Genomic DNA, 9460 nt, shown 5'->3' with positions numbered 1-9460 from the left:
CCGGCTCGCCACCAGCACCGGCCTCACCCTCCCCGCCACCACCGTCTTCGACCACCCCACCCCCACCGCCCTCACCCACCACCTCCTCCCCCAACTCACCACCACCCCCGAACACGCCGAAGACACCAGCACCGACGGTCCCGGCGGCCCGGGTGCGGCCGGGGCGGCGCTGCTGGCCGAGTTCGGCCGGCTGGAGGAGATGCTGACGGCCGCTCGGGCGGAGGACGTCCTGGCGGCGGGAGCCGCGGAACGGCTGCGGTCGCTGCTGGACCGCGCGCAGATGCGCGGCGCGTCGGCCGGGGGTGCCGGGTCGGCGTCCGGTGACGCTCCGGTGACCGCACGGCTGGAGTCGGCCACGACGGACGAGCTGCTCGACTTCATCGACAACGAGCTGAACTGAGCCACGGGCCACGGGTTCGCGAGCCGGCCTCTCGCTCACGGACCTGTCTCGGGCGTTCCCACGCGCGGCCGACCGACCGCCCTGCCGCCCCGCCGCCCGGCCCGCCCGCCTGCCCGAACGGACCGAACGCCGAGCCGCCGTGGCCGCTCGGCCGAGATGGGGGAGACATGATCACCGGACATGGTCTTGAGCGGTCCGGCCTCGACGTGGGGCCGGGGGGTGTGGACGAGGTGCTGCACGATCTGTGTGATGTCCTCCTCGCCTCGTTGCCTCGCAGCGACCAGCGCGGGCGGGGGCTCGACTACGTCCACGGGCTCATTCATGCCCGGGGCCGCAAGTCCATCCGCAACATCGCGTCCCTGCGCGGGGGCCGGGCCGCAGAGCAGCGTCTGCACCACTTCGTGTGCGGGTCCACCTGGCGGTGGGATCCGCCGCGGGTGGCGCTGGCGCGGTATGTGGCCGCGGTGGAGCCTCCGCAGGCGTGGGTGGTACGGCCGTTGGTGATCACCAAGACCGGGGAGAACTCCGTCGGGGTGGAGCGCTGCGCCTCGCCGGCCTTCTACACGCAGCGGGCCGTAGGTGTGTGGCTGGCGTCGGAGCGGCTGGCGTGCCCGGTGAACTGGCGGCTGCTGCTGTCCGGTGCCTGGCTGGGCGACCCCGTGCGCCGTGCGCAGGCGGGCATTCCTGCCGGGGCCTGTCCCGAGACCATGGGAATGTGTGCGGTGCGGGCGAGTGCCCAAGTGGCGGGTGGCGGCTGGGGGCTGCCCGCCCGGCCGGTGGTCGTGGACGTGCCGGAGGTGGACGCGCTCGCCGTGCTGGGGCGGCTGCGGGCGGCGGGGCTGCGGCAGCAACTGGTGCGCGTGGACGGCCGGCTCAGGCTGGCCGTCGCCGATCCTGCGTTGCCCGGGCGCGGCGACGGGCACTGGTCGGCCGCGGAGATCATGCGGGCGGCGGCTCCGCTACGGCGGCCGGTGCCGTGGCGGGAACCCGGCGGGACGCCGGGCGGCCGGGGCGGTCTGATGGCCGCTGTCCGGGTGCGGGTGCCGCTGATCGGGGCGGGGGCGGGGGCGGACCGGCAGGGTGATCTGCTCCTGCTCGGCCTGGCGGGGCCCGGCCGGCAGTGGCCGGGCGAGCTGTGGCTGACGGACTCCGTCTCGTCGTCGCCGGCCGGTCTGGCGCGGCTGACACGGCTGGTGCGCCGTGTCGGCCGTGACGCCGCCGAGATCTCCGAACAGGTGGGCATGCGGGACTTCGTGGGCCGTTCCTTCACGGGGTGGCACCGGCACATGACGCTCGTCTCGGCCGCGCACGCGGTGCAGGCCCTTTCCCTGGCCCGCGCCCGGCAGTCGGGAGCGGGCCGTGAGACCGGCGAGCGGAAGGCCCTGGGCGGCGGCCGGGACACGGCGTCGGTGTCCCGGCCGTGACGAGGCCGCCGCGTCGCGGTGTTCGGCTACGCCTCGAGGACCTTTTTGATGCGTTCCAGGGTCAGCTGGATGTCGTTCTCCAGCTTGGCGGCCCACTCCGTGATGAACCGCCGTTTCTCCGGCTCTGCCATGTCCTTGGTGATGTCGTGGATCCCCGGGGACGCCCAGCCCATCCAGAATTTCTGCGCGACGACGCACTCGTCGCCGTCCGGGGTGATCTCGAAGGTCCAGATGAGCTCCTGGGGCTCTCCGGTCTTGGAGTGGATCCGCCAGCGGAAGCGATGGTTCGGTTCGGTCGTCATCACTTCCGACTTGGTGTGCCAGATCCCACGGATGAGGGGTGCCCATTCCACGATGTCGTCGGCACGGAAGTTCTCACCGCGGTAGATGGAACCCACCTCACCGGGGGTTCCGGAAATCCATTCGCCGCCGCGGAGTTCCGTGCTCCACTCCGCGTGCCTCGGAAGATCGCTGACCGCCTCGTAAATCTCCTTGGCGCCCGCCGCGATGCGAATGTCGGCTCCGACGTCGAAGAGGGGTCGCTGGTCGAGAATTGACGTCTCCATGCCAGGGAGGATGACACCGCGAGAAATACCCGGTCAACGACTGCGCCCGGTATCCGTCAAGTCGCCCGGACGGCCCGGCGTCCAGGTGGTCAGGAGGCTCCGCGAACGATTTCGAACAGCCGGAACTCCACGACACGGTCGGGGAATTCGTGGTTCGTGGAATTGATCTTCTGCAGGCGCAGGCCCTCTTCGTCGGCGATGCGCTGAAGATGGTCGAGGTCGCCCCGGCTGTTGAAGCCGATGAACAGCCGTCCGGTGTCCGTGAGGTGGCGCGGCGCCTCTCGGAGATAGGCGCGGTGGCTCTCGTATCCGCGGTCGAGGACGGAGTGTTCCAGATCCTGGGTGTAGACGAAGTCGGCGGGTGCCTCGATGGCGTTGGAGTTCCAGAAGACGAGGTCGTACCGTTCGCCGGGGTCGAGTGCGCGGAACATGTCGCTCTCCAGGGCACGGACCCGGTCGGCCACGCCGTGCCGCTCGGCGTTGCGCCGGGCGTTGTCGACGGCGGCGGGGACGATGTCCACGGCCGTGACCGCCGTGCAGCCGCGCAGCGCGCCGTAGACGGCGGTGACGCCGGCGCCGCAGCCCATCTCCAGCAGGGCCCCGCCGGCCGGATAGGGCAGCCACTGGGAATAGTGGGACGTCGAAGGGGAGTGGAACGGGGCGAACACGCCCGGCAGGAGAGTCCACTCGAGGCCCAGCAGCTCGAATTCCGTTGTTCCGGATGCCTCACCCAGCAGCCGTTCCGTCTCTTCTCGTCCGGTCCGGAGATTGTTGGTCATCGTGGCGGCAGCCTTCCGTCTGGGGCTCGACGGCCGACAGGAGTTGCCGGCCGAAATCACCTTGGTACTCGGCGTCTCCCGCACTATGCCGAGCCGTCCTGGGGTGCGCCAATAGCCGGTCGCAGACTTCGTCAGGTACCCCGGCCGGACCGGTGTGACTTACACGCGAATACGGAGTGAATCAATCCGCAAGAGCGGTGCTCCATGAAATGCAAGCTCTTGCTGTCCCGGCCTCGTCCGGCATGCCGTCTTGTCAACCCCTAGATTCGCCTAGATCGACTTGGTGTACCTATGAATTGTGGGGTAACCGGCTTGTTCTCGGTGTGTCACACTCGAATCTCGATTGCGAGATGGCCGCAGGGGTGTCGAACCGGAGGATCGTCACCACGAGCGGCTTCACCGCGCCGGGTCGGTCGTACCGGCAGGTGAGCACGTGTTGGAACGTCGGGGGACGCACAGCGACCGTGCCTGTGAGACGGCTCGGCCCTGCCCCCGCAACAGCTCCAAGTTCAGGGGGACGGGGATGTATCAGCACGTAGAACGGGAGGCTCCAGGTCGCCGACGCGACCTGGGCGAGAGTCCGGCAGACACGGGTGAACCGCCGCCTTCGCGCCGACTCGCCCGACGACGCCAGGACGACGTGGGCCGGCCGTCCGGTTCCGGCGACCCCCCGGACGGCGCGGCACGGCCCCGGCCGGAAGCGGCCGTCGCCGTGACGCATCGGTTCCCGGCCCAGGATCACGTGGTGTCGCGGAACGCGCCCGGCGCCCTCCTGCGGCACACCGTTTCCAGCGATCGACCTCCCACGCACGAGAAAGTGTACCGAGTGGTTCTAGCCCAGCGCGAGGAGCAATTCAGGCACATACGAACGGCGTTCGAGGACTGTCGCGAGCAGCTCCGCGGTCATGCCGCTCTCATCACGGGAGCGGTGGGCAGTGGCAAGACGACCCTCCTCGAAGCCCTCACCGACGATCTCTCCGACGAGGTGGCCCAGGTCCTGCGCGCCGTGGCCTCCGAAGCCGAGCGCGACATCCCGTTCGGCGTCATCGGCCAGTTGCTGCACGGCGCGCACTTACCCGAGCAGGCCCGCCAAAAAGTGCGGGACCTGCTTCCCGAGCACACCGATGTGGCACGTCTGTCCGGACGGCCGTCGGCCGTCGGCCGGATCTCCCCCGTCGAGCAGGCGCCCGTCCTGAGCCGCCTGTTCTCCACCCTCAGCGACCTGGCGCGGCGCGGCCCGCTCGTGCTGGCCGTCGACGACGTCCAGCACGCCGACTCGGCCTCACTGCAGTGCCTGCTGTACGTCATCCGCCGGCTGCGGTACTCGCCGATGCTCGTCCTGATGACCGAGGCGCCCATGCTGCGGCTCCCCCACCCGCAGTTCCGCGCCGAACTCCTGAGCCAGCCGCACTCCTCGCGGATCACACTGGAGCCGCTCACCCAGGACTCCCTGGCCCTGCTGGCGAGTGCGCACCCCGGCACGACCGATGCCCGCAGAACGGCGGAACGCGTCATCGCCGTGACCGGCGGCAGCCCGCTGCTCGCCCGCGCCCTCATGGACGAGCTGCCGGCGCGGCACGCAGAGGCGGACGGCACACCGCCGTCCCGCGGCGGTCTGTTCGACCAGGCGGTGCTCGGCTGCCTGTACCGGCACGAGCCGCAGGTGCGGCAGGTGGCGCAGGCGCTCGCCGTGCTGGGCCGTGCCACGACCGTCGACGTCCTCGCCGCCATGCTCGGCACGACACACGAGTCGGCCCTGCGCGCCCTGCACCTGCTGCGCGTGTCCGGTCTGGTGGAGGGCTACGAACTGCGGCATCCGCGCATCGCCCGCTCGGTGCTGGGCGACCTCACCGCGGAACACCGGCGAGTGCTGCACTCCCGGGCCGCGGAGGTGCTGCGCCACCAGGAGGCGGGGTCGAACGTGCTGGCCGGTCACCTGATCGCGGCGGACTGGGTCGAGGGCAGCTGGGCGGCGCCCACGCTCCAGGAGGCCGCGGTGCACGCGCTGGCCTCGGGACGCCCGGAGTTCGCCGGCGCGTGTCTGCGCCAGGCGTGGCGGGCGGAGACCGACGAGGAACAGCGTGCGGGCATCGAGGCGCTGATGCTGACGGCGCGCTGGCAGACCAACCCGCTGTCGGCGGAAACGTATTTGCCCGATTTGCTGGAAACGATCCGGGAGCGGGGGACCTCGCTGCCTCGGGTCGCGTCGGTGCTGCCGCCGCTGCTGTGGCAGGGGCGGGTCGGCGAGGCGGACGACCTGCTGGCGCAGCTCGAGCTGGACGAGGGACAGGACACGGAGGACGCCGCCGAACTCCGGGTGCTGCATCTGCTGGTGTCGCTGTGCCGCTCGGAGGTCCTGGCCGACGCCCACTGCACCGACGGGATGTACAGCGGGGCGTCGGGCACTCCCGTGGTGAGTCAGCGCCTGGAGGCGGTCACGGTCCTCCACCAGGCGCTGACGTCCAATCCGTACTGTGACGTGGTGTCACGAAGCGAGCAGATCCTCCGGCGGCACGACGGCAGGACCGGTGCGCCGGGCCTGCCGGCCGGGGCGCTGCTGGCCATGCTGTACGCGGGGCGTCCGGACCGGGTCGTGGCCTGGACGGACACCGTGCTGGACGAGGCGGGCGTACGGTACGCGCCGGTGTGGCAGGCGGTCCTGGAGGCGATCCGGGGTGAGGCGCTGCTGCGGCTGGGCGACCTCGGCAGGGCCGAGCAGTGCGCTCGGTCGGCACTGGAGCTGATCACGCCGCAGGGCTGGGGTGTGGTGGTGGCTGGCCCGCTGGGCACACTCATCACCTGCGCGGCGGAGTCCGGCCGGCATCACGAGGCCGACATGTGGCTGGCGCTCCCCACTCCGGTGGGCATGTTCCAGACGCCGCTCGGACTGCACTATCTGGCCGCGCGTGGCCGTTACCACCTGGCGGCCGGTCAGCCGGACGCGGCGTGCGAGGACTTCCGGCAGTGTGCGGACCTGATGGAGAAGTGGCGCCTCGACATCGCGGGCCTGGTGCCGTGGCGGCTGGAGCTGGCCCGGGCGCAGTTGCGGCTGGACCGCCGGGCGGAGGCGGCGCGTCTGGTCCAGGAGGAGCTCTCCGGCGACCGGCGCACCGACCGGCGCACCCGCGGCCGGGGGCTGCGTCTGCTCGCCAGGACGGTGGCGCCCGAGCAGCGCAAGCGGCTGCTCTCCGAGGCGGTCGATCTGCTCCAGGCGTGCGGTGACAAGGTGGAGCTGGCCAGGGCCCTGAGAGACCTGGGGACCGTTGTCCAGCAGTTGCCCGGCGATCCGGGGCAGGCGCAGTTGCTGATGCGCCGCGCGTACCAGCTCGCGCGGGAGTCCGGTGCCCAGTCCCTGGCGAACCGGCTGGTGCCCGGGGGGTGTCTTCCGGAGTCCGAGCCGGAGCGCGATGTGCCGCAGTCCGGGTACGGGCTGAGCAAGGCGGAGTTGCGGGTGGCCGCGCTGGCCTCGCTGGGGCACACCAACCGTCAGATATCGACGGCGCTGTTCATCACCGTGAGCACGGTGGAGCAGCACCTGACCCGGGTGTACCGCAAGCTGGGCGTGAAGCGCCGGGCGGATCTGCCGGCCGAACTGTCCGTGTACGCCGAGGACGTGGGTGAGATGCCCAGGGGCGACGGACACGGGTTCTGACCGGGCGCGTACCCCGCCCGCGGCACTGCGGAGGCGGTCTCGCCCGCCTCCGCACCCTGCCTCCACGGCCTAGGCGCGCAGCAGGTCTCTGACGGCGTCGGCGAGGATCTCCTCGCCGCCCCTGGTGAGGACCGACTCGGCGTGGAACTGGAAGGACGTGAAGTGGCCGCCGCGCAGGGCGTGCACCTCCCCCGTCGCCCGGTCCCTGCTCACCTCCACCACACCGGCGCCTGGGCAGTCCACCTTGTCGTCCCGGCTGTAGGCGGCGAACGTGTTGTAGAACCCGACGTGCCGCCTCCCCCCGAAGAGGTCGATCGCGCTCTGGGTGCCCTGGTTGGGCGTGCCCCGGCGGCGCACGTCGAAGCCGAGCCGGAGGCTGAGCACCTGGTGGCTGAGGCACACCGCGAGGAACGGGCGGCGTTCGGCCAGCAGGGCGGCGACGGCGGTGTCCAGGTACGTGATCTTGCGGTCGTGCGCGGCGAGCGGATCCCCCGGGCCGGGGCCCATCACGACGAGGTCGTGGTCGTCGACGGCGTACGGCTCGTCGAACCGGCGCATCGTCACGGACAGCCCCAGGGACTGGAGCTGCCGGCCGAGCATCGAGGTGAAGCTGTCCTCGGCGTCGACGATCAGGACGCGGCGTCCGGTGAACTCGCGGTCGGACCGCGCCCGCTGGGTGTCGGTGCGCAGCCAGAAGTCGGCGAGGACGTCGTTGCGCTTCTCCAGGGCGGTGCGGACCTCGGGGTGCTCCCCGAAGCCGCCGTCGTCCCCGGTGAGGGCGCCGATGAGTCCGGCGGCCTTGGCACGGGTCTCGGCGACCTCCTCGGCGGGGTCGGAGTGGCGGACCAGGGTGGCGCCGGTGCCGATCCGGACGGTGCCGCAACGGTCGATGTCCGCGGTGCGGATGAGGATGGACGAGTCGAGTGTCTGCGCCCCGTGCCGGTCCCTGCCGATGAGCGCCACGACGCCGCTGTAGTAGCCGCGGCCCTGCGGTTCGTAGGCGCTGATGACGCGGCAGGCGCTCTCCAGGGGGCTGCCGGTGACGGTCGGCGCGAACATCGTCTCGTGCAGGATCTCCCGTACGTCGCGGCGGGTGGCGCCCCGGATGAAGTACTCGGTGTGGGCGAGCTTCGTCATCTCCCGCAGGTGCGGGCCCGTGACCCAGCCGCCGCGTTCGCAGAGGCGGGCCATCATCTTGAGCTCCTCGTCCAGCACCATGTAGAGCTCTTCGGTCTCCTTCTGGTTCGCGATGAAGTCCATGAGCCCGGGCAGGTCGGGGCCGGCGGACGGATAGCGGTACGTGCCGCTGATGGGGTTCATCACGGCGATGCCGTCGCGCAGGGTGATGTGCCGCTCGGGTGTGGCACCGACCAGGGTGCGCTCGCCGGTGTGCACGACGAACGTCCAGTAGGCACCGGACTCGCGACGCAGCAGGCGGCGGAAGACGACCAGCGCGCCGAGCGGCGAGTAGTCGGGGATCCGCGCGACGTAGGACCGGCGGATCACGAAATTCGCGCCGGTGCCCTCGCCGATCTCGTCGTCGAGGACGCGGCGGACGGTGGCGGCGTAGGTGTCGTCGTCGGTGTCGAAGCGGCCGTCCGTGATGCGGACCGGGAGGTCGGGGATGGCGGCGGTGACCTCGGCGACGGGTGCGGTGGTGTGGCTCTCGGCGGTCATGGCGAGCAGCGGCGTGCCGTCGTCGACGTGGGCGAAGCCCCGTTCGCCGATCTGGCGGTAGGGGATGAGGGCCAGCACCGGCGGTGGCGGGCCGCCCGCCGCGGTGGCCGGCGGGACCGGCAGGCCGGCCAGTGTCTCGTGGGCGCCGATGTCGCCGACGAGGATGTCGACGGCGTCGGGGCCGTGCACGGCCGGGCGGTGCAGCAGGGCGAACGGCGGAGGGTCGTCGGTGAGGATGCGGCCGAGCGGGCCGGCGGCGGTCCGGGGAGCGGGGCGGCCGCTCATCGGGCCGTTCCGGACGCGGTCGCGGGCACGGCCCGGGGGCCGGTTTCGAGTGCGGCGCGTATGTCGGAGCCGGTGAGTACGACGGCGCAGCGTCCGGCGGCGTACTCCAGGGCCGAGCCGTGGTGGCGTGCGGAGAAGTCCGCGGTGGCGTCGGCGACCAGGAACGGCTGGATGCCGTGGCTGAAGGCGTCGACGGCCGTCATCAGCACCCCTACGTGCGCGTAGACACCGCAGATGATCAGCTGGTCGCGGCCCGTGACGGTCAGCCACTCCAGCAGGCCCGAGCGGTGGAACGCGCTGTAGCGCCATTTGGTGAAGACCTGGTCGCCCGGTGCCGGGGCGAGGCCGTCGGCGATCTCGCGGTGTTCGGGCTCGGGTGACATGCCGGGGCCCCAGAAGTCCGAGAGCAGCCCCCGCTGTTCAGGGGTCATGCCGCCGGGCTGCGCGGTGTAGGCGACCGGTACGGCGTGGGCGGCGCAGTCCGCGCGCAGCCGCGTCACGTTGCCGGTCAGGGTGCGGCGCAGGGTGTCCGCGGGCAGCGGTTCGAGGAAGAACCGCTGCATGTCGTGGACGAGCAGCACGGCGCGGCCGGCGTCGGGTGCCCAGCCGGCCGTGTTGGCGGGCAGGGTCTCCCGGGTGGGGAGGGCGTACGGTTCGATGGGTGGTATGCCTGGCAT

The 9460-nt window shown here is 71.7% G+C and carries 7 protein-coding genes; 3 read left to right on the top strand and 4 right to left on the bottom strand.

All coding sequences use genetic code 11. The annotated features are described in order from the left end of the window. The coding region (locus ABEA82_RS38355) for an acyl carrier protein (RefSeq protein ID WP_345666387.1) at positions 1-400 on the top strand (400 nt) is incomplete at its 5' end. 167 nt (positions 401-567) lie between these two features. Next, a complete protein-coding gene (locus ABEA82_RS38350; protein ID WP_345666386.1) occupies positions 568-1824 on the top strand; it encodes an IS701 family transposase in 1257 nt (418 codons plus the stop codon). A gap of 26 nt (positions 1825-1850) precedes the next feature. Here the strand turns inward: ABEA82_RS38350 and ABEA82_RS38345 are convergent, their stop codons facing one another. Both ABEA82_RS38345 and ABEA82_RS38340 read right to left on the bottom strand, forming a co-directional pair. Next, positions 1851-2390, bottom strand: a complete 540-nt coding sequence (locus ABEA82_RS38345; RefSeq protein ID WP_345666385.1) for an SRPBCC family protein — start codon at positions 2388-2390, stop codon at positions 1851-1853. Between the two features lie 89 nt (positions 2391-2479). Beyond that, positions 2480-3169 (bottom strand): methyltransferase domain-containing protein, encoded by a 690-nt coding sequence (locus ABEA82_RS38340; protein WP_345666384.1) that lies wholly within the window; start codon positions 3167-3169, stop codon positions 2480-2482. A gap of 712 nt (positions 3170-3881) precedes the next feature. Here ABEA82_RS38340 and ABEA82_RS38335 point away from each other — a divergent pair. Further along, complete coding sequence (locus ABEA82_RS38335) at positions 3882-6821, top strand: helix-turn-helix transcriptional regulator (RefSeq protein ID WP_345666383.1); 2940 nt, start codon at positions 3882-3884, stop codon at positions 6819-6821. Between the two features lie 69 nt (positions 6822-6890). Here ABEA82_RS38335 and ABEA82_RS38330 read toward each other — a convergent pair whose 3' ends face one another. Together ABEA82_RS38330 and ABEA82_RS38325 are read right to left on the bottom strand one after the other, a co-directional pair. Beyond that, entirely contained in the window at positions 6891-8783 is a 1893-nt protein-coding gene (locus ABEA82_RS38330) for an anthranilate synthase family protein (RefSeq protein WP_345666382.1), read from the bottom strand. Further along, a complete protein-coding gene (locus ABEA82_RS38325) occupies positions 8780-9460 on the bottom strand; it encodes an isochorismatase family protein (protein ID WP_345666381.1) in 681 nt (226 codons plus the stop codon). The genes ABEA82_RS38330 and ABEA82_RS38325 overlap by 4 nt, the downstream gene beginning before the upstream one ends.

Source organism: Streptomyces venetus (assembly GCF_039540295.1).
Classification (GTDB): domain Bacteria; phylum Actinomycetota; class Actinomycetes; order Streptomycetales; family Streptomycetaceae; genus Streptomyces; species Streptomyces venetus.
This window is presented reverse-complemented; position numbering and strand designations above follow the sequence as displayed.